The 18,179-nt window shown below is 59.0% G+C and carries 15 protein-coding genes and 2 tRNA genes; 10 read left to right on the plus strand and 7 right to left on the minus strand.

All coding sequences use genetic code 11. The features are described 5' to 3' along the window. Nucleotides 1-155 precede the first annotated feature (155 nt). Both ACYZT7_RS25685 and dcd read right to left on the minus strand, forming a co-directional pair. Nucleotides 156-365 (minus strand): hypothetical protein, encoded by a 210-nt coding sequence (locus ACYZT7_RS25685; protein ID WP_157714825.1) that lies wholly within the window; start codon nt 363-365, stop codon nt 156-158. 106 nt (nt 366-471) lie between these two features. After that, nucleotides 472-1,038: a dCTP deaminase gene (gene dcd, locus ACYZT7_RS25690; RefSeq protein WP_282376893.1), complete on the minus strand. Its 567-nt coding sequence runs from the start codon at nt 1,036-1,038 to the stop codon at nt 472-474. Nucleotides 1,039-1,393: 355 nt separating this feature from the next. Between dcd and ACYZT7_RS25695 the strand changes: the two genes are divergently transcribed. Beyond that, nucleotides 1,394-1,603 (plus strand): cold-shock protein, encoded by a 210-nt coding sequence (locus tag ACYZT7_RS25695; protein WP_002554837.1) that lies wholly within the window; start codon nt 1,394-1,396, stop codon nt 1,601-1,603. 110 nt (nt 1,604-1,713) lie between these two features. Here the strand turns inward: ACYZT7_RS25695 and ACYZT7_RS25700 are convergent, their stop codons facing one another. Continuing rightward, nucleotides 1,714-2,721, minus strand: a complete 1,008-nt coding sequence (locus ACYZT7_RS25700) for a DUF481 domain-containing protein (protein ID WP_462038718.1) — start codon at nt 2,719-2,721, stop codon at nt 1,714-1,716. A 162-nt stretch (nt 2,722-2,883) separates the two neighbouring features. On the opposite strand from ACYZT7_RS25700, the gene ACYZT7_RS25705 reads away from it, so the two are divergent. From ACYZT7_RS25705 to ACYZT7_RS25720, 4 genes are all read left to right on the plus strand, one after another. Further along, a complete protein-coding gene (locus ACYZT7_RS25705; protein WP_462038719.1) occupies nt 2,884-3,237 on the plus strand; it encodes an MGMT family protein in 354 nt (117 codons plus the stop codon). Between the two features lie 44 nt (nt 3,238-3,281). Continuing rightward, nucleotides 3,282-4,841 carry an AmpG family muropeptide MFS transporter gene (locus tag ACYZT7_RS25710; RefSeq protein ID WP_462038720.1) on the plus strand — a complete coding sequence of 520 codons (1,560 nt, stop codon included), beginning with the start codon at nt 3,282-3,284 and terminating at the stop codon, nt 4,839-4,841. A gap of 143 nt (nt 4,842-4,984) precedes the next feature. Continuing rightward, a complete protein-coding gene (locus ACYZT7_RS25715; protein WP_462038721.1) occupies nt 4,985-6,700 on the plus strand; it encodes a proline--tRNA ligase in 1,716 nt (571 codons plus the stop codon). Nucleotides 6,701-6,717: 17 nt separating this feature from the next. After that, nucleotides 6,718-7,671 (plus strand): hypothetical protein, encoded by a 954-nt coding sequence (locus ACYZT7_RS25720; RefSeq protein ID WP_462038722.1) that lies wholly within the window; start codon nt 6,718-6,720, stop codon nt 7,669-7,671. Nucleotides 7,672-7,770: 99 nt separating this feature from the next. Here ACYZT7_RS25720 and dinB read toward each other — a convergent pair whose 3' ends face one another. Continuing rightward, nucleotides 7,771-8,832 carry a DNA polymerase IV gene (gene dinB, locus ACYZT7_RS25725; protein WP_462038723.1) on the minus strand — a complete coding sequence of 354 codons (1,062 nt, stop codon included), beginning with the start codon at nt 8,830-8,832 and terminating at the stop codon, nt 7,771-7,773. Nucleotides 8,833-9,133: 301 nt separating this feature from the next. Between dinB and ACYZT7_RS25730 the strand changes: the two genes are divergently transcribed. The 4 genes from ACYZT7_RS25730 (at nt 9,134) to ACYZT7_RS25745 (ending at nt 13,723) form a co-directional block, all read left to right on the plus strand. Next, nucleotides 9,134-9,210, plus strand: a tRNA-Met gene (locus tag ACYZT7_RS25730). Nucleotides 9,211-9,429: 219 nt separating this feature from the next. Beyond that, nucleotides 9,430-9,506, plus strand: a tRNA-Met gene (locus tag ACYZT7_RS25735). A 279-nt stretch (nt 9,507-9,785) separates the two neighbouring features. Continuing rightward, complete coding sequence (mprF, locus tag ACYZT7_RS25740) at nt 9,786-12,428, plus strand: bifunctional lysylphosphatidylglycerol flippase/synthetase MprF (RefSeq protein WP_462038724.1); 2,643 nt, start codon at nt 9,786-9,788, stop codon at nt 12,426-12,428. After that, nucleotides 12,428-13,723 (plus strand): virulence factor family protein, encoded by a 1,296-nt coding sequence (locus tag ACYZT7_RS25745; protein ID WP_462038725.1) that lies wholly within the window; start codon nt 12,428-12,430, stop codon nt 13,721-13,723. The genes mprF and ACYZT7_RS25745 overlap by 1 nt, the downstream gene beginning before the upstream one ends. A 58-nt stretch (nt 13,724-13,781) precedes the next feature. Here ACYZT7_RS25745 and ACYZT7_RS25750 read toward each other — a convergent pair whose 3' ends face one another. The 3 genes from ACYZT7_RS25750 to ACYZT7_RS25760 form a co-directional block, all read right to left on the minus strand. Beyond that, complete coding sequence (locus tag ACYZT7_RS25750) at nt 13,782-14,069, minus strand: type II toxin-antitoxin system RelE family toxin (protein WP_462038726.1); 288 nt, start codon at nt 14,067-14,069, stop codon at nt 13,782-13,784. 11 nt (nt 14,070-14,080) lie between these two features. Continuing rightward, nucleotides 14,081-14,371: a type II toxin-antitoxin system Phd/YefM family antitoxin gene (locus tag ACYZT7_RS25755; RefSeq protein ID WP_462038727.1), complete on the minus strand. Its 291-nt coding sequence runs from the start codon at nt 14,369-14,371 to the stop codon at nt 14,081-14,083. 184 nt (nt 14,372-14,555) lie between these two features. Next, nucleotides 14,556-16,457 carry a potassium transporter Kup gene (locus tag ACYZT7_RS25760; RefSeq protein WP_462038728.1) on the minus strand — a complete coding sequence of 634 codons (1,902 nt, stop codon included), beginning with the start codon at nt 16,455-16,457 and terminating at the stop codon, nt 14,556-14,558. A gap of 289 nt (nt 16,458-16,746) precedes the next feature. Here ACYZT7_RS25760 and rimO point away from each other — a divergent pair, with 289 nt between their 5' ends. Further along, the gene (rimO, locus tag ACYZT7_RS25765; RefSeq protein WP_462038729.1) at nt 16,747-18,084 is read left to right on the plus strand and encodes a 30S ribosomal protein S12 methylthiotransferase RimO; all 1,338 of its coding nucleotides are present in this window, start codon (nt 16,747-16,749) and stop codon (nt 18,082-18,084) included. Nucleotides 18,085-18,179: the final 95 nt, after the last annotated feature.

Below are 18,179 nucleotides of genomic sequence, written 5' to 3' on the forward strand. Positions count from 1 at the left end.
GAGCGTAACCTCTCTCGCTGGAGTCAGGGTCAACATACAAGGAGCGAAGCTTGCTCGCGAAGGCGGTGTGTCAGCCGACATTATCCTTGCCTGACACATCGCCTTCGCGAGCAAGCTTCGCTCCTACACGCCATTCGTTTTTCGGCAGGCGGCCATCAGACTACAGGCGCGGGAGGCGGCTCATCCGGCAGGGTGGGCTCACCGGGCTCGGTAGGTTGTTCGTTGGGCGTATCGGGATCAGGCTGACCGGGGATGCCCCCTGCCATGCTGATGGGTGGATGTGCCAACAAGGACCAGGCCAAAACGCCAACCTGATTGGGCTCAAGCCTTGCCAGTTCGGCACTTATTTGCGGATCGATCTTCATACAGCACTCCTGAGCGATGGCCCCGTCCGCATTGCGAGAACCGGGCAGTACACCCAATAGAGTGCCTACCCGCTCAAGAATTCCCACGACTTGCCAGACAAACCGATCAGGTGCGTGGCAGGGTGACGCCGCGCTGGCCCTGATACTTGCCGCCACGGTCCTTGTAGGACACTTCGCACTCTTCGTCGGATTCGAAGAACAGCATCTGGGCCACGCCTTCGTTGGCGTAGATTTTTGCCGGCAACGTGGTGGTGTTGGAGAACTCCAGGGTCACATGGCCTTCCCACTCGGGCTCGAGCGGCGTCACGTTGACGATAATGCCGCAACGAGCGTAGGTACTTTTACCCAGGCAGATAGTCAGCACATTGCGCGGAATACGGAAGAATTCCACGGTGCGCGCCAAGGCAAAGGAGTTCGGCGGGATGATGCAGACATCGCTCTTGACGTCGACAAAGCTCTTCTCGTCGAAGTTCTTCGGATCAACGGTCGCCGAATTGATGTTGGTGAACACTTTGAATTCATCGGCGCAACGTACGTCGTAGCCATAGCTCGACACACCGTAGGAAATCACTCGGTCGGCGCCTTCGCCACGCACCTGGCGCTCTACGAAGGGCTCGATCATGCCGTGCTCTTGCGCCATGCGGCGAATCCACTTGTCCGATTTGATGCTCATGGCGGGTGTCCTGAATAGCGAGGTGGAAAAATCTGTCCGGCATCTTACCGGGCGCGCGCTTCGGGTTCAAAGTCCGAGGCACACAATTCTCGCCGATCCCCCGTGAAATCTAGCCCTTCGCCGCATTCGGGTGCACCGTCAGTCATGAAAACAGAGAAACCTTCGCAGGAAGCATTGGCACGTTCCGGAAAAAGGGTTAAGGTGGCGCCACTGTGCTGCTTGTGTCACTGAGAATCTCTACACGATATGTTGAATTTCGATCCAACCATCTACAAGAATTTTTCCTGCTCTTTGCACTCAGTCTCGGCCAGGGTTCTTCCTGCGTCGCAGTTATCTTTGTTCAAGGAGTTACACCATGTCTAATCGCCAAACTGGTACCGTTAAGTGGTTCAACGATGAAAAAGGCTTCGGCTTCATCACTCCACAATCCGGTGACGACCTGTTCGTTCACTTCAAAGCTATCCAATCCGACGGCTTCAAAAGCCTGAAAGAAGGCCAACAGGTTTCTTTCATCGCTACCCGCGGTCAGAAAGGCATGCAAGCTGAAGAAGTTCAAGTTATCTAACTTGTACTTGCTTTAGTAAAAAGCCCCGCCCTCAAAAGCGGGGCTTTTTTGTGCCTGTCTGTTTTGCAGGCAAAAAAAATCGCAGCCCATGGCCGCGATTTTTTTGCGTCTTACCAGGCCACGCCAAACCCTGCGGTGTAGCGGGTCTTGTCCAGATCGGCATCGTCGGTACCGCTGATAATGTCCCGCTCGGCCTTTAGGTTAAGCGACGCCCAATCGGTCACCTTGTAGCGCAAGCCCATTTCGGCATCGAGCGCGTAATCCGCCACGCCCGACAACGGCTTACCCACTTCGCCATTCGTGAAGAACTCCACCTTCTTGCCGATCAGGTAGCGGTTGTAATCCCATTTCATCGCCAGGGAATAGAAGTTTTCTTTGCCGCCGTCGGCGAATTCATAGTCCGTGCGGTTGACCAGGGAGCCCAGGGAGAATGCGCCCAACTCGTCGTCCCAGAACTGGTAACCAGGGCCTGTACCGACCGTGCGCTGGCGGGAAAGGTCTTCAACCTTGTCGCGTTTATAGACCGCACGACCTTGCCAGAACCATTTCTCGGTCAAGAAGCGGTCGAGGGAGTACTCGCCCCGCCAGTTGTCCGTGGTGACCACGTCATCCTGGAACTCGCGGTTGTACTCGCCTTCCGCCGTGTGCCGCCACCGGCCATGGCGCGCAGTGGTTTTGAAGTCGATGTCGTAGTCATCGGTGTCTTTTTCCGCCCGCTGATAATCAAGCGCCGCGTCGACATTCCCCTTCCACACCAAATCCTCAACCACCGGTTTGGGCTTGAGGATCTGCTGGATACTGGCCAGCTCGACGGTCTTGGGAGCATCGCCATTGGCCAAGGTGACCTTGCCGTCACCTGCCGCATGCAGCGCCTTGGCCTTTTCGCCCGTGTAGGCATCCTGCTTGACCAGCAACTGCTGATCACTTTCCAGGGTTTTAACCTGCTTCCAGTCGATAGGGACGGCACCGGCGTATTCGGTCTGGATCAACAGCTTGCCGCCATCGAAAACGGTGATCTTGCCGCTCAGCTTGTCACCGTTCTTCAACCAGACGGTATCGGCGAGCAAGGGCGTGGAAGCACTGGCGACAGCGAGGCACAGCAGAGTTCTGGACAACATAAGCAATACAGGCTCAAGTTAGCGAAAAAAGTCGGCATTATCCGTACGAATAAAACCCTAGCAAGGACTGACCCGACTATTTCTATTGAGTTCATTTCTCAATGGGTGATCCAGGATTTACTCTACAGACGGTAAGGCAAACTTTTTTCAGGAACTGCGGACGTGACCGACTCAACCACTGAAACCGATAGTCAGGCGCAAATCCGACGCACGGCGCTCTACCTGACACTGGCCCAAGTCCCCGAGGGCAAAGTCGTGAGTTACGGCCAACTTGCCGAGCTGGCGGGATTGGGTCGCGCCGCCCGCTTCGTCGGGCGCACACTGAGCCAACTGCCGGGTGACAGCAAATTACCCTGGCACCGCGTACTCGGTGCCGGCGGGCGTATCAGCCTGCCTGCGGGCAGTCCTTCGGGGGATGAACAACGCGCGCGTTTGCGCATGGAGGGCATCAGTATCCTGAACAATCGTGTTGATATTCAGCGCCATGGCTGGCGCCCGGTAGAGCACAGCGGTTAGAGTGCGCGCTTTGTTTCCGTATTTCTTGAGGCAGACTTCAGCCCATGCCCCGTAAAACCTGGCGCGCCGCGCTCGCCGCCTATGCCAGCCCCTCGACGCTCGTACTGTTGCTGCTTGGTTTCGCCGCCGGCCTGCCCTACATGCTGGTGTTTTCGACACTTTCGGTCTGGCTGCGCGAAGCCGGCGTGGCTCGCGAAACCATCGGCTATGCAAGCCTGATCGGCCTGGCCTATGCCTTTAAGTGGGTCTGGTCACCGCTGCTCGACCAATGGCGCCTGCCATTCCTCGGCAAGCTCGGTCGACGACGTTCCTGGCTGGTGCTTTCCCAGGCACTGGTCATCCTCGGCCTGATCGGGATGGGTTTCTGCGACCCGCAAAAGCATTTGTCCTGGCTGATCGCCATTGCCGTGGTTGTCGCCTTCGCTTCGGCGACGCAAGACATCGCGGTCGACGCCTATCGCCTGGAAATCGCCGACGACACTCGCCAGGCCGCGCTTGCCGCCAGTTATATGTCCGGGTATCGGATTGCAGCGTTGCTGGCCACCGCCGGCGCCCTGTTCTTCGCGGAAGGCTTCGGCTCCACCGGTTTCAACTATAAACATTCGGCATGGGCCGGCACCTACATCCTGTTCGGCGCCCTGATGGTTCCGGCATTGCTGACCTCCCTCTTCATGCGCGAACCGCCGGTGCCCCTGCGCACGCAACTGCAGGCCGGGCGCTACAGCTTTGTACATCAACTGGCTTCGGTGTTTGTGCTAATCGTGCTGCTGGTGTCCGTACCGGCCATGTTCACTCAGCTCTATAACACGGACTTTGCCAGCGTGCTGTTCGAAAGCACGAGCGTGCTTGACCTGCTGCTCGACGACCGCGCGTTCCTGCGGGCGATCCTCTACACCACGCTTACTGCCCTGTGCCTGTCGGCCATGGGCCGCCGCGGCCTGGCGCCGGTGCTGACGCCGATCAACGACTTTATTCTGCGGTACCGCTGGCAGGCGTTTTTGCTGCTCGGGCTGATCGCCACCTATCGGATGTCCGATACGGTCATGGGGGTGATGGCCAACGTGTTCTACATCGATCAGGGCTTCACCAAGGATCAGATTGCCAGCGTCAGCAAGATCTTTGGCCTGATCATGACTTTGGTTGGCGCCGGCATGGGCGGCCTGCTGATCGTGCGCTTTGGCATCCTTCCGATTCTATTCATCGGCGGCATCACGTCGGCCGGCACCAACCTGCTGTTCCTGATGCTCGCCGACATGGGCGCCAACCTGAACATGCTGATTGGCACCATTTCCCTGGACAACTTCAGCTCGGGCCTGGCGACCTCGGCGTTCGTCGCCTACCTGTCGAGCCTGACCAACCTCAAATTCTCGGCCACCCAGTACGCCCTGCTCAGCTCGATCATGCTTCTGCTGCCACGCCTGATCGGCGGTTACTCAGGTGTCATGGTGGAGAAGTTCGGCTATCAAAACTTCTTCCTGATCACCGCCCTGTTAGGCGTGCCGACCTTGCTGTTGATCGCCTTGCACTGGTTTCAGGAGAGCCGTCGTGCAGGTCCGACACCAACGCCAGAACCGGTTCCGACCCAGGTCGCGGAAGAATCGTAGGCTCGTAACAAAGGAAGCATCGCAGAGGGTGCGGCGATTCCCGCCCTCCTGCCACACCGCCGACCGCACGCCTGTACGCCAGCAGATCTCGCCCGTACAATGTTCCGTCATTTCTCGTCATCAGCAACCGACAACGGCCAACCATGCGCACCAGTCAATTTTTGCTCGCCACACAGAAAGAAACGCCTTCCGACGCGGTCGTGATCAGCCATCAGCTGATGCTGCGCGCCGGCATGATCCGCAAACTTGCCTCGGGCCTGTATACCTGGCTGCCGATGGGCTTGCGAGTGATGCGCAAGGTCGAAGCCGTCGTTCGTGAAGAAATGAACGCCGCTGGCTCTCTCGAAGTGTTGATGCCGAGCACCCAACCGGCTGAGCTGTGGCAGGAATCCGGTCGCTGGGAAGAGTACGGCCCTGAATTGTTGCGCTTCAAGGATCGCCACGGTCGCGATTTCTGCGCCGGCCCGACTCACGAAGAAGTGATCACCGACCTGATGCGCAACGAGTTGAGCAGCTACAAACAGCTGCCGATCAACCTGTACCAGATCCAGACCAAATTCCGTGACGAAATCCGTCCACGCTTCGGTTTGATGCGCGGTCGCGAGTTCATCATGAAGGACGCTTACTCCTTCCACGCTGACCAGCCATCGCTGCAGCTCACCTACGACCGCATGCACCAGGCGTATTGCAACGTGTTCACCCGTCTGGGCCTGAAGTTCCGCCCGGTTGAAGCCGACAACGGCTCCATCGGCGGTGCCGGCTCCCACGAGTTCCACGTGCTGGCCGAGTCCGGCGAAGACGATATCGCCTTCAGCAACGGCTCCGACTACGCCGCCAACATCGAAAAAGCCGAAGCCGTGCCGCGCGAAACTTCCCGCGCCGCACCGAGCGAAGAGCTGCGCCTGGTCGATACCCCGAACGCCAAGACCATTGCGCAACTGGTCGAAGGCTTCAATCTGCCGATCGAAAAGACCATCAAGACCCTGGTGGTTCACGCTGAAGAGCAAGGCAAGCTGATTGCCCTGATCATCCGTGGTGACCACGAGCTGAACGAAATCAAGGCCGGCAACCAGCCGGGCGTTGCCAGCCCTCTGGTCATGGCATCCGAAGCCGAACTGCGCGACGCCATTGGCGCCGGTGCCGGCTCCCTCGGCCCGTTGAACCTGCCACTGCCAATCATCATCGACCGTTCCGTCGAGCTGATGAGCGACTTCGGTATCGGCGCGAACATCGACGACAAGCACTACTTCGGCGTGAACTGGGAGCGCGATCTGCCGGTTCCGACCGTTGCTGACCTGCGCAACGTCGTCGCCGGCGACCCGAGCCCAGATGGCAAGGGCACCCTGGAAATCAAGCGCGGCATCGAAGTCGGGCATATCTTCCAGCTGGGCAACAAGTACAGCAAAGCGATGAAGTGCGAAGTGCTGGGCGAGAATGGCAAGCCGGTCACTCTGGAAATGGGTTGCTACGGCATCGGCGTTTCCCGCGTGGTGGCTGCGGCGATCGAGCAGAATAACGACGCCAACGGGATCATCTGGAGCGACACGCTGGCCCCGTTCCAGATCGCTCTGGTGCCGCTGCGCTACGAAACCGAACAGGTTCGCGAAGCCACCGACAAGCTGTATGCAGAACTGACTGCAGCCGGCTTCGAAGTATTGCTGGACGACCGCGACAAGAAAACCAGCCCGGGCATCAAGTTCGCGGACATGGAGCTGATCGGCATTCCTCACCGGATCGTGGTCAGTGACCGCGGCCTCGCCGAAGGCAATCTGGAATACAAGAGCCGTACCGAACCCGAAGCGCAAGCGCTGCCGGTCGCTGACGTGCTGTCCTTCCTCCAGGCCCGTATCCGCCGCTGAAACCAGATAGAGAAGTCATGTTCAAGCGAAACACCTTAGGCCTCGGTGGTGCCGCCCTGTGCGGCACCCTGCTGGTCAGCGGCTGTGCCAATCACATGTCGCAACGCAGCGAGCACGAGGAACGTGTCGAGCGCAAATTGCTCGATCACAGCCTGCAGATCGATGTCGGCGAGCCAAAGGTGCTTGAGCTGCCGCAACGTCGGGTGAAGATCCACGAGCAGAAGACTTTCGAAGTCACCGAATTCGAAGTCACCCGCCACTACGACCGCTACACGCCTTACCAACCCTGGCGGGAGGCTTACGAAATCCCGCTGGGTGCGGTGGCCGTGGTGGCCGGGGTCGGTGCGAACGTGGTCAACGTGTTCGCCCTCGGCAACTTGCCGGACAGCGTGACGAAAGATTGGTTGAGCTACGGTTTCGCCGGGCTCAACCCGTTCATGAACGCGCAGTCTCATGGTCGCGCGCAACAGAACCTGGCGGGAATCGACGAGGTCCAGCTCGACAAGCGCACTGAATACTCGAGCCTGCCATGGAGCGAGCGTCCGGTTGAGGTCAAGGCTGGCAAAGAAACGTTCCAGCTGAGTACCGACAAAAACGGCGTTTTGCGCGTGAACCTGCTGGACAGCCCATTCGCTGAACATGACATCAATCATCTGAGCCGACTGCTGATCAGTGTCGAAGATGCCCAGGACGATGTGCACACCGATTCTTCCCTGGCGGTCAGCAGTTCCTTGCGCGGCAAGCTGCTCGAAGCTCACGGGCTGATTTACGACGACCTCGAAGACGACGAAGTGAGCCAGTGGGTACACCGGGTCAAACGCCTGTCGGAACTGGGTCTGGAAGAAGAAGCCACCGAGCTGGAACAGAGCCTGATCGAACTGACGCGCAACGATCCTGAGTTGCAGACCGAATTCCTCAAGTCGTTGACCAAGGATGCCGGGCGACTGGTAGCGGATCCGGGACCGAATTAAAGCCTAAAAGCATCGCGAGCAAGCTCGCTCCCACAGGTATTGCATGTTTCCTGCGGGAGCGAGCTTGCTCGCGATGAGGCCCTTAAATTCACCACTGAACTACCGCTCAAACAACTCCATCTGCTCAAACCCGCCCCGCAAATCCTCCAGCCGCACACCAATCCCCAACAACCGCACCGGTTTGCCGCCGCGATTGAACGCCTGGGTCAGCAACAACTGATAGCTCCCCAAATCCCGCCCTGCCCCGGCCTGCTCCAGAGTGGTCTGGGTGAAGTCATGGAATTTCACTTTGACGAACGGCTTGCCCGGCCGATAGCTGCTGTCGATTCGCGCCATGCGGCCGGCCAGGGTTTCCAGTAACTCGGGTAACTTATCGAGGCAGCTCACCAGATCCGGCAGGTCGACGTCGTAAGTGTTTTCGACACTGATCGACTGTCGACGACTGTCGTTGTGCACCAATCGGTCATCGATCCCACGGGCCAGGCTCCAGAGTCGCTCGCCGAAGCTGCCGAATTCGCGCACAAGCGCCAATTTGTCCCATTCGCGCAGATGCGAGCAATCAACGATGCCCAGCTTGCCCAGTTTGTCTGCGGTCACCTTGCCAACGCCGTGCAGCTTGCTCACCGGCAAGCCACTGACAAAATCCTCGACCTGATCCGGCGTAATGACGAACAAGCCGTTGGGCTTCTTCCAGTCGCTGGCAATCTTGGCCAGAAACTTGTTCGGCGCAACGCCAGCCGAAACAGTGATGTGCAGCTGATTAGAGACGCGACGGCGAATGTCTTGGGCGATCCGCGTGGCGCTGCCGCCGAAATGCGCGCACTCCGACACGTCGAGGTAGGCCTCATCCAGCGAAAGCGGCTCGATCAAGTCGGTGTAATCGCGAAATATCGTGTGAATTTCCTTTGAGGCCTCTCTATAGGCCTCCATGCGCGGCTTGACGATGGTCAGGTCCGGGCACAGCTTCAATGCATGTCCGGAAGACATGGCCGAGCGCACCCCATACGCCCGCGCTTCATAATTGCAGGTGGCGATCACGCCACGTCGATCCGCCGAACCGCCCACCGCCAGAGGTTTACCGGCCAGGCGCGGGTCATCACGCATCTCGATGGCGGCGTAGAAGCAGTCACAATCGACGTGGATGATTTTTCGCTGCGTCATATAAAAGCAGTGTTCATGGTGAAGAAATGGAGTCTTGGCGAGTCAGATCGGCAGTATCTCACTGACACCTGTATATAGCACCAGTACTCAGAATGTTCTTTTCCACTCGTAGGAAAAGTGCCGGATGAATTTATTTTTTCAATCGAGAAGCACCACCCGATAGAGCTGAAAGCCTTGCCATACCAGCCTTACAGCCAATCACCCACTCCTCTTTTCAACCTAAGCGATTGAACAGGAAGAGGTTTTCTCTTAATTGAAGGTTGACAGCCCGCCGATCCGCTGTAGAATGCCGACACACAGACGCGGGATGGAGCAGTCTGGTAGCTCGTCGGGCTCATAACCCGAAGGTCGTCGGTTCAAATCCGGCTCCCGCAACCAAACATCAAAAAAGGCTACTCGAAAGAGTGGCCTTTTTTGTGCGTGCTTGTTTTGTAAAGATGAAGTGCTACGCCTACAGGCGCAGAAGTGAGAAATTGTTCTGATTCCGAAACTTAAGTCTCCCCCACGACCGTTCGCCGCTCATTTACGCTTATTTGACCCTATTCAGGATTAACGGTTGACACCCAGGCGTATCTCTATAGAATGCCGCCACACAGACGCGGGATGGAGCAGTCTGGTAGCTCGTCGGGCTCATAACCCGAAGGTCGTCGGTTCAAATCCGGCTCCCGCAACCAAACATCAAAAAAGGCTACTCGAAAGAGTGGCCTTTTTTGTATCTGTTGAAAAAGTCCTTTCGCAACAATGACCTGCCACTGTGCAGTAAGCCGTTCGGGATCACCCATACTTCGAGCCCAGACTTAGCTGACCCGCAGACAAAACCCTCTATTGCCTGATGACGTACCATCACCGATACCCGGTGAGAGGCGTTAATATTTGTGATTATTTTTTTCTACAGGGATTGGTAACTTGGCTGGATACCCCCATCCTGTCGCGCACAATCCAAGAGGTGATTGATGCGCGCCAACTCGTCTGATTCACAAGACACCGTCACAGCGACACAACCGATCAAGACCGAGCGTCTGCGCTTGCTTGATCGAATCAGCAAATACCGCCAGCCCATCGGCCTGGCAGTTACTTTGCTGTTGTTCGCTATCGCGCTGATTGCCTGTCGCCACCTGCTGAGCGAACTCGACCTGTACGCTCTGCACGACTCGATTCTCGACGTTCCGAAACCGGCATTGCTGGGCGCGCTGGGCGCGACCGTGGTCGGGTTCATTATCCTGCTGGGCTACGAATGGTCGGCCAGCCGCTACGCAGGCGTGACACTGGCGCCGCGAATCCTGGCTCTGGGCGGGTTCACCGCATTCGCTATCGGCAATGCCATCGGCCTTTCGATGCTCTCGGGGGGGTCGGTTCGTTACCGTTTATATGCACGTCATGGCCTGGGCGCTTCTGAAGTCGCCCACATGACCCTGTTCGCCAGCCTCTCGCTCGGCTGCGCCCTGCCCCCACTGGCCGCCCTCGCCACCCTCAGCAACCTGCCTGGCGCCTCTGCCGCCCTGGGTTTGTCCGAGACCTTGCTGGGCGCCATCGCCGCGGCCGTTTTGCTGTTGTTCACGGTACTGGCCATCGGCATCTACCGCCGTCGCCTGCCAGATCAGCCTTACCCGGATAACTTACTGGTCAAGGTCGGACGCCGCACTTTGCGCCTGCCGGGCCGTCGCCTGACGTTCCTGCAACTGATCATCACTGCCCTGGACGTAGCCGCCGCGGCGACCGTGCTCTATTTGTTGCTGCCTGAAGCACCGCCCTTCGGCGCGTTCCTGCTGGTGTACCTGTTGGCCCTGGCCGCCGGTGTGCTCAGCCATGTTCCCGGCGGGGTCGGGGTGTTCGAAGCGATTCTGCTGGCGGCCTTCTCCGACACACTCGGCGCCGCGCCACTCGCTGCCGCGCTGCTGCTCTATCGCCTGATCTATGTGGTGCTTCCGTTGCTGGTGGCCTGCTTATTCCTGCTGATCAACGAAGGTCAGCGCCTGTTTCAATCGCGTCAGTCTTTAAGGGTTGCGTCCGGCCTGGCCGCGCCGATTCTGGCGGTGCTGGTATTTCTGTCGGGCGTGGTGCTGTTGTTCTCCGGTGCCACCCCGGAAATCGACACACGCCTGGAACACATAGGCTTTCTGATCCCGCATCGACTGGTCGACGCCTCGCACTTCGGTGCCAGCCTGGTTGGCGTACTGTGCTTGCTGCTGGCTCAAGGGCTGCGCCGCCGACTGTCGGCCGCCTGGATGCTGACCACCATATTGTTGCTGGTCGGCGCCCTGCTCTCGCTGCTCAAGGGCTTCGATTGGGAAGAAGCCTGCTTGCTGACCCTGACTGCGAGCCTGCTGGGGGTTTTCCGCAGCTCGTTCTATCGCCCCAGCCGTCTGACCGAACTTCCGTTCTCGCCGCTGTATCTGGTGGCCAGCCTGTGCGTACTCGGTGCGTCGATCTGGCTGTTGCTGTTCGCCTATCAGGACGTCCCGTACAGCCACCAACTCTGGTGGCAGTTCACCCTCGACGCTGACGCGCCACGGGGCTTGCGCTCGCTGCTCGGCGCCGCGGTCCTGCTGGTGGTGGTGTCCCTGACCTGGCTGTTGCGCACCGCGCGCCCGGTGATCCATCTGCCAACGCCGGATGAACTGGATCGCGCGGTAAAGATCCTCATGGCCTCCGCACAACCGGATGGCGGCCTGGCCCTGACCGGTGACAAGGCGCTGCTGTTTCACCCCAACGACGAGGCGTTCCTGATGTACGCCCGCCGTGGTCGCAGCCTGGTGGCCCTGTATGACCCGATCGGCCCGACCCGGCAACGGGCGGAAATGATCTGGCAGTTCCGCGACCTCTGCGATATCCACCACGCCCGCCCGGTGTTCTATCAAGTGCGCGCCGAGAACCTGCCGTACTACATGGACATCGGCCTGACCGCGATCAAGCTCGGCGAAGAAGCCCGGGTCGACCTGCTTCGCTTTGATCTCGAAGCCAAAGGCAAAGAGATGAAAGACCTGCGCTACACCTGGAACCGTGGCACTCGCGATGGCCTTTCGCTGGAGATCTTTGATCCGGGGCAAGCGCCGATGGATGAGCTCAAGGTGATTTCCGATGCCTGGCTGACCGGCAAAAACGTGCGTGAGAAAGGCTTCTCGCTCGGCCGCTTCAGCGATGACTACCTCAAGCATTTCCGCGTCGCGGTGATTCGTTTCGAAGGGCGCCCGGTGGCGTTCGCCAACCTGCTCGAGACCTACGGCCATGACCTGGCCAGCCTCGACCTGATGCGCGCACACCCGGACGCCCCCAAGCTGACCATGGAGTTCATGATGGTCGGCCTGATTCAACATTATAAAAATCATGGATACGGGCGCTTCAGCCTGGGCATGGTGCCGTTGTCGGGGTTACAACCCCGACGTGGTGCACCACTGACCCAGCGTCTGGGCTCGATGGTGTTCCGCCGTGGTGAGCAGCTCTACAACTTCCAAGGTTTGCGCCGCTTCAAAGACAAATTCCAGCCTGACTGGGAACCCCGTTATATGGCCGTACCCGCCGGACTCGATCCGCTGGTTGCTCTGGCCGACACTGCCGCCCTGATTGCAGGCGGCTTGACTGGATTGGTGAAACGCTGATGATTCAACGCTCCTTGCGGTACGTATTGGCCACACTGGTAGTGCTGGCCCTGATTCTCGGTGGCGGTTACTGGTACCTGAAACGCCCGGCACCGGAACCGACCCTCGAACGGCTGACGCCGGCCGATAGGGCCGTGATGACCCGTGTCATTCCGGGTAACACGCCACGCGCCCAGGTGCTGGTGGCAGTCAATGAAGACCAGAAGCTCAGCGACAAAATACTGATGACCCTGAGCCGCACCGGCTCGGCACAGATCGTTCAGGTGATTCTGCCCAAAGACTGCCTGCTGCAAAGTCGCGCCCTGCAATCGGCCCTGAGAGAACTCAAAGGCCCGGCGACCCTGGTCAGCGGCATCGGCCCTGGCGCCGTGCTGGCGTGGCGCTGGTTGTCCGAGCAGAAGAACGACAAGGCTCAAGCCGTCTCGGTGGATTTGGCCCTGGAAAAACCCGGTTGCACGCACCTGCTACCGAAAAGCGCCACTCACGGTCACTGGCTGGTAGCGTGGAACGACAACCCTGACGACACCAGCGCCGGCTTCGTGCGCGACCAACCCAACGCCGAAACCAGCATCAGCGACTACGACATCAACTTGCCGCAAGTGCTGAACAACGAACTGCGCAAAATCCTCGTCGGTGGCGATAAAGCCGCCGGCGGCCTGCAGATCCCGGTGGTCGAAGTGCCGGCCGGCCAAGCCAAGGACACCGTGACCCTGTTCCTGTCCGGTGACGGCGGCTGGCGCGACCTGGACCGTGACGTCGCGGGCGAGATGGCGAAGATCGGCTATCCGGTGGTCGGCATCGACACCTTGCGTTACTACTGGCAGCACAAGAGCCCTGAGCAAAGCGCCCTGGACCTGGCCGAACTGATGCAACACTACCGGCAGAAGTGGGGCACCAAGCGCTTCATCCTGACCGGCTATTCGTTCGGCGCCGACGTCCTGCCGGCGATCTACAACCGCTTGGAGCCATCGGAACAGCAACGGGTCGACGCGATCATCCTGCTGGCCTTCGCCCGCACCGGCAGCTTCGAAATCGAAGTCGAAGGCTGGCTCGGCAACGCCGGCAAAGAAGCCGCCACCGGCCCGGAAATGGCCAAGCTGCCGCCGGAGAAAGTGGTCTGCATCTACGGTGAAGAGGAAGTCGACGAAAGCGGCTGCACCGACAAGACTGCGGTGGGCGAAGCGATGAAACTGCCTGGTGGTCATCACTTCGACGAGAATTACCCGGCCCTGGCCCAGCGTTTGGTGGATGTGATCGAGAAGCGTCAAGCGAAGGAGACGGCGGCTCAGGAGTGATATGAGTTCCGCCCACAGAAAAGCCCCCGCTGCCGCAAGGCAACGGGGGGCTTTGTTGTTAGAGGCGACGTTCTGCGGCGTCGTATACTTCTTCGTCACGTCGGGCACCGACGGCGACTATCAACACCTGGATTGCCTTTCCATCAACTCGATAAACAATCCGCTTGTCGCCTGCTCGAATCCGCCTACAACCTGCCAGGCTGGCTCTTAGAGGTTTTCCGCTCTTGTCCGGCTCACCGTTGATAATCCGCTCTTCAATGACATCAAGAATACGGTTTGCCGCCGCAGCTCCTAGTAGATCCAGATCCTTCTGAACCTCCGGATGATAGATCACGCCCCAAACCATCCACAGCTCCTTTAGTCTTTCCTAGCGTACCGTGCCCGCATATCGTCATGACTGATTGCCTTGGCCTGATCGAAACCGATCAGTCGCTCCCGGGCCACTGCTTCAACCCTGAGATTCTCAAGCTCGTCGAGCATTTCCTGATACGCATCAACATTGATAATGACCGCTGCCGGTTGATTGTCTTTGAAAATGACCAGGCGCTCAGTGGCTCGACTGGAGATCTCCTTGAGCCTCGCACTGAAGCCCCTGACCATTGCAGTAACCGATATCGCTTGGTCAGCACGCTCTAGTAATGCCGTCATACTCACCTCTCTTCACAATCATGTGCATATTCACACACAGTTATACGCAGAGTATCGCGTCGAATTAAACGCATCGCAACCCGAAAAAAAATTAGCCGACCAAGCGCTCGGAGAACAAACAAAAAATCCCAGGCAAAAAGAAGCCCCCGCTGCCTTAATGGCAACGGGGGCTTTTTGATCCGGCTTACATCTCTACCTGAGTACCCAACTCAATCACCCGGTTCAGCGGCAGATTGAAGAAGCGCAGGTTGCCGTTGGCGTTCTGCAACATGAAGGCGAACAGCGTCTCACGCCAGCGCGCCATGCCTTCGAGCTTGGAGGCGATGACCGTCTCGCGGCTGAGGAAGTAGGTGGTGCGCATCGGGCTGAAGTCCAGATCATCGAGATGACACAGCTTCAGCGCTTGCGGCACGTCCGGTTCGTCGACGAAGCCAAAGTGCAGGATCACCCGGAAGAACCCTTCGCCGTGAGATTCAACCTCGAAACGCCGTTGCGCAGGCACCCGCGGGATGTCTTCGTACACCACCGTCAGCAACACCACTTGCTCGTGCAGCACCTGGTTATGCAGCAGGTTGTGCAACAGCGCATGAGGCACGGCATCCGGCCGCGCGGTCAGGAATACGGCAGTGCCCTGAACGCGATGCGGCGGTTGCACGCGAATACTGCCAATGAAGATCGGCAGCGGCAATCCACCTTCGTCCAGACGATCAACCAGCAATTGCTTGCCGCGTTTCCAGGTGGTCATCAGCACAAACAGCACGATACCGGCGATCACCGGGAACGCCCCGCCCTGAATGATTTTCGGCACGTTGGCCGCAAAGTACAGACCGTCCACCACCAGAAAACCAAGCAACAGCGGAACCGCGAGGACCGGAGGCCATTTCCACAGCAGCAATATCACCGCCGACACCAGAATGGTGGTCATCAGCATCGTGCCCGTCACGGCCACGCCGTAAGCCGCAGCCAGCGCGCCGGAGGACTCGAAGCCCAGCACCAACAGGATGACGCCGACCATCAGCGCCCAGTTCACCGCGCCGATGTAGATCTGGCCTTGTTCGGCACTGGAGGTGTGCTGAATGTGCATGCGCGGTATGTAACCGAGCTGAATCGCCTGACGAGTCAGGGAGAACGCACCGGAAATCACTGCCTGGGAGGCAATGACCGTGGCCAGGGTCGACAACCCCACCAACGGAATCAGCGCCCAGCTCGGAGCCAATAAGTAGAACGGGTTACGCGCCGCTTCCGGGTCACCGAGCAGCAACGCGCCTTGGCCGAAGTAGTTCAGCACCAGCGCCGGCAGCACGAGGATGAACCACGCACGGGCAATCGGCTTGCGACCGAAGTGGCCCATGTCGGCGTACAGCGCTTCGGCACCGGTCAGTGCCAGCACCACCGCGCCGAGGATCGCCACCCCCATGCCCGGGTGCACGATGAAGAAGCGCACGCCCCAGACCGGGTTCATCGCTTGCAACACTTCCGGGTGCTGCAGGATGCCGTAGACACCCAGCGCCCCCAGCACCACAAACCAGGTGACCATGATCGGGCCGAACAGAATGCCGATCCGCGCAGTGCCGTGGCGCTGAATCAGGAACAGCGCCACCAGCACAACCAACGACAGCGGCACCACCCAATGGTCGATACCCTCGAAAGCCAGTCCCAGGCCTTCAATCGCCGAGAGCACTGAGATCGCCGGAGTGATCATGCTGTCGCCATAGAACAGCGCCGCGCCGATCAGCCCGCAGACCACCAGCAACGTGCGTAACTTCGGATGCCCGGCCGCAGCCCGCCGAGCGAGGGCGGTCAAGGCCATGATCCCGCCTTCGCCCTGGTTGTCGGCACGCAGCACGAACAGCACGTATTTGATTGAAACGACCCAGATCAGCGACCAGAAAATCAGCGCCAGAATCCCGAACACGCCGTCATGGTCGACCGGTACACCATAGTGACCGGAAAACACTTCTTTGAGGGTGTACAGCGGGCTTGTGCCGATATCGCCATAAACCACCCCGACCGCCGCGACCAGCATGCCGATCGGCTTTGCCGCAGAATGCTCGGCACCCGCCGCCTGACTACTTGCCTGACCCATCCACCACTCCTACTACCCAGACCGGACTTCTATGGAAGAAGCACTATGCTTTGCCGTGCAGCATGCGCTGTTTTACGTACTGTTACAGACGTTTTGTTGACTGTAAAAAATCGGTAAAGCGTAACGGCGCGAAGCATAGCGCAGCACTCGTCGTATTTCCCTGCATAAAGCTGGTCAAGTGCGCCTCTCATCGCTAGAATTGCGCACTTTTTGATCAGAGGCACACCAAGTGCCCGTCTGTCGCCTTGCCGTTCATGGCTGGAGGCGTCACAAAACACCGAGGTTAGACATGTCCACCACTCCTGCGCCGGCCAATCCAAAGGTTGGCTTCGTATCCCTGGGTTGCCCCAAAGCACTGGTCGACTCCGAGCGCATCCTTACCCAGCTGCGTATGGAAGGCTATGACGTTGTCTCCACTTATCAGGACGCTGACGTCGTGGTGGTCAACACCTGCGGTTTCATTGACTCGGCCAAGGCTGAATCCCTGGAAGTGATTGGCGAAGCCATCAAGGAAAACGGCAAGGTCATCGTGACCGGCTGCATGGGCGTCGAAGAAGGCAACATTCGCAAGGTGCACCCGAGCGTGCTGGCCGTGACCGGTCCGCAGCAGTACGAGCAAGTGGTCAACGCCGTGCACGACGCCGTGCCGCCGCGTCAGGATCACAACCCGCTGATCGACCTGGTGCCGCCACAAGGGATCAAACTGACCCCGCGCCACTACGCCTACCTGAAGATTTCCGAAGGCTGCAACCACAGCTGCAGCTTCTGCATCATCCCGTCGATGCGCGGCAAACTGGTCAGCCGCCCGGTCGGTGACGTGCTCGACGAAGCTCAGCGCCTGGTCAAGGCCGGCGTCAAAGAGCTGTTGGTGATCTCCCAGGACACCAGCGCCTACGGCGTCGATGTGAAATACCGCACCGGTTTCTGGAACGGCGCGCCGGTGAAAACCCGCATGACCGAACTCTGCGAAGCCCTGAGCACCCTCGGCGTCTGGGTTCGTCTGCACTATGTTTATCCGTACCCGCACGTCGATGAGCTGATTCCGCTGATGGCCGCCGGAAAAATCCTGCCGTACCTGGACATACCGTTCCAGCACGCCAGCCCGAAGGTCCTGAAAGCCATGAAACGCCCGGCCTTCGAAGACAAGACCCTGGCGCGCATCAAGAACTGGCGCGAAATCTGCCCGGACCTGATCATCCGTTCGACCTTCATCGTCGGTTTCCCCGGCGAAACCGAAGAAGACTTCCAGTACCTGCTGAACTGGCTGACCGAAGCGCAGCTCGACCGCGTCGGTTGCTTCCAGTACTCGCCGGTTGATGGTGCACCCGCCAATGACCTGGACCTGGAGATCGTTCCGGACGACGTCAAGCAAGACCGCTGGGATCGCTTCATGGCGCACCAGCAAGCCATCAGTTCGGCTCGCCTGCAAATGCGCGTTGGCCGTGAAATCGAAGTGCTGGTGGACGAAGTCGACGAGCAAGGCGCCGTCGGCCGCTGCTTCTTCGATGCCCCGGAAATCGACGGCAACGTGTTCATCGACAACGGCAGCAACCTGAAACCAGGCGATAAAGTCTGGTGCAAAGTGACTGACGCCGACGAATACGACCTGTGGGCTGAACAGATCTAAACGCAAAAAATACGAAAAGCCCCGCTCTCTTGACGAGATGCGGGGCTTTTTTACGTCTATCGTTTTGTGAGGAAAGGATTCTCAACATTCACAGA

Source organism: Pseudomonas sp. RT4P38 (genome assembly GCF_054897765.1).

What these genes read in the sequence shown, in the direction of transcription:
- ACYZT7_RS25685 (WP_157714825.1), bottom strand. Translation starts at nt 365, where the DNA reads ATGAAGATCGATCCGCAAATAAGTGCCGAACTGGCAAGGCTTGAGCCC.
- dcd (WP_282376893.1), bottom strand. Translation starts at nt 1,038, where the DNA reads ATGAGCATCAAATCGGACAAGTGGATTCGCCGCATGGCGCAAGAGCAC.
- ACYZT7_RS25695 (WP_002554837.1), top strand. Translation starts at nt 1,394, where the DNA reads ATGTCTAATCGCCAAACTGGTACCGTTAAGTGGTTCAACGATGAAAAA.
- ACYZT7_RS25700 (WP_462038718.1), bottom strand. Translation starts at nt 2,721, where the DNA reads ATGTTGTCCAGAACTCTGCTGTGCCTCGCTGTCGCCAGTGCTTCCACG.
- ACYZT7_RS25710 (WP_462038720.1), top strand. Translation starts at nt 3,282, where the DNA reads ATGCCCCGTAAAACCTGGCGCGCCGCGCTCGCCGCCTATGCCAGCCCC.
- ACYZT7_RS25715 (WP_462038721.1), top strand. Translation starts at nt 4,985, where the DNA reads ATGCGCACCAGTCAATTTTTGCTCGCCACACAGAAAGAAACGCCTTCC.
- ACYZT7_RS25720 (WP_462038722.1), top strand. Translation starts at nt 6,718, where the DNA reads ATGTTCAAGCGAAACACCTTAGGCCTCGGTGGTGCCGCCCTGTGCGGC.
- dinB (WP_462038723.1), bottom strand. Translation starts at nt 8,832, where the DNA reads ATGACGCAGCGAAAAATCATCCACGTCGATTGTGACTGCTTCTACGCC.
- mprF (WP_462038724.1), top strand. Translation starts at nt 9,786, where the DNA reads ATGCGCGCCAACTCGTCTGATTCACAAGACACCGTCACAGCGACACAA.
- ACYZT7_RS25745 (WP_462038725.1), top strand. Translation starts at nt 12,428, where the DNA reads ATGATTCAACGCTCCTTGCGGTACGTATTGGCCACACTGGTAGTGCTG.
- ACYZT7_RS25750 (WP_462038726.1), bottom strand. Translation starts at nt 14,069, where the DNA reads ATGGTTTGGGGCGTGATCTATCATCCGGAGGTTCAGAAGGATCTGGAT.
- ACYZT7_RS25755 (WP_462038727.1), bottom strand. Translation starts at nt 14,371, where the DNA reads ATGACGGCATTACTAGAGCGTGCTGACCAAGCGATATCGGTTACTGCA.
- ACYZT7_RS25760 (WP_462038728.1), bottom strand. Translation starts at nt 16,457, where the DNA reads ATGGGTCAGGCAAGTAGTCAGGCGGCGGGTGCCGAGCATTCTGCGGCA.
- rimO (WP_462038729.1), top strand. Translation starts at nt 16,747, where the DNA reads ATGTCCACCACTCCTGCGCCGGCCAATCCAAAGGTTGGCTTCGTATCC.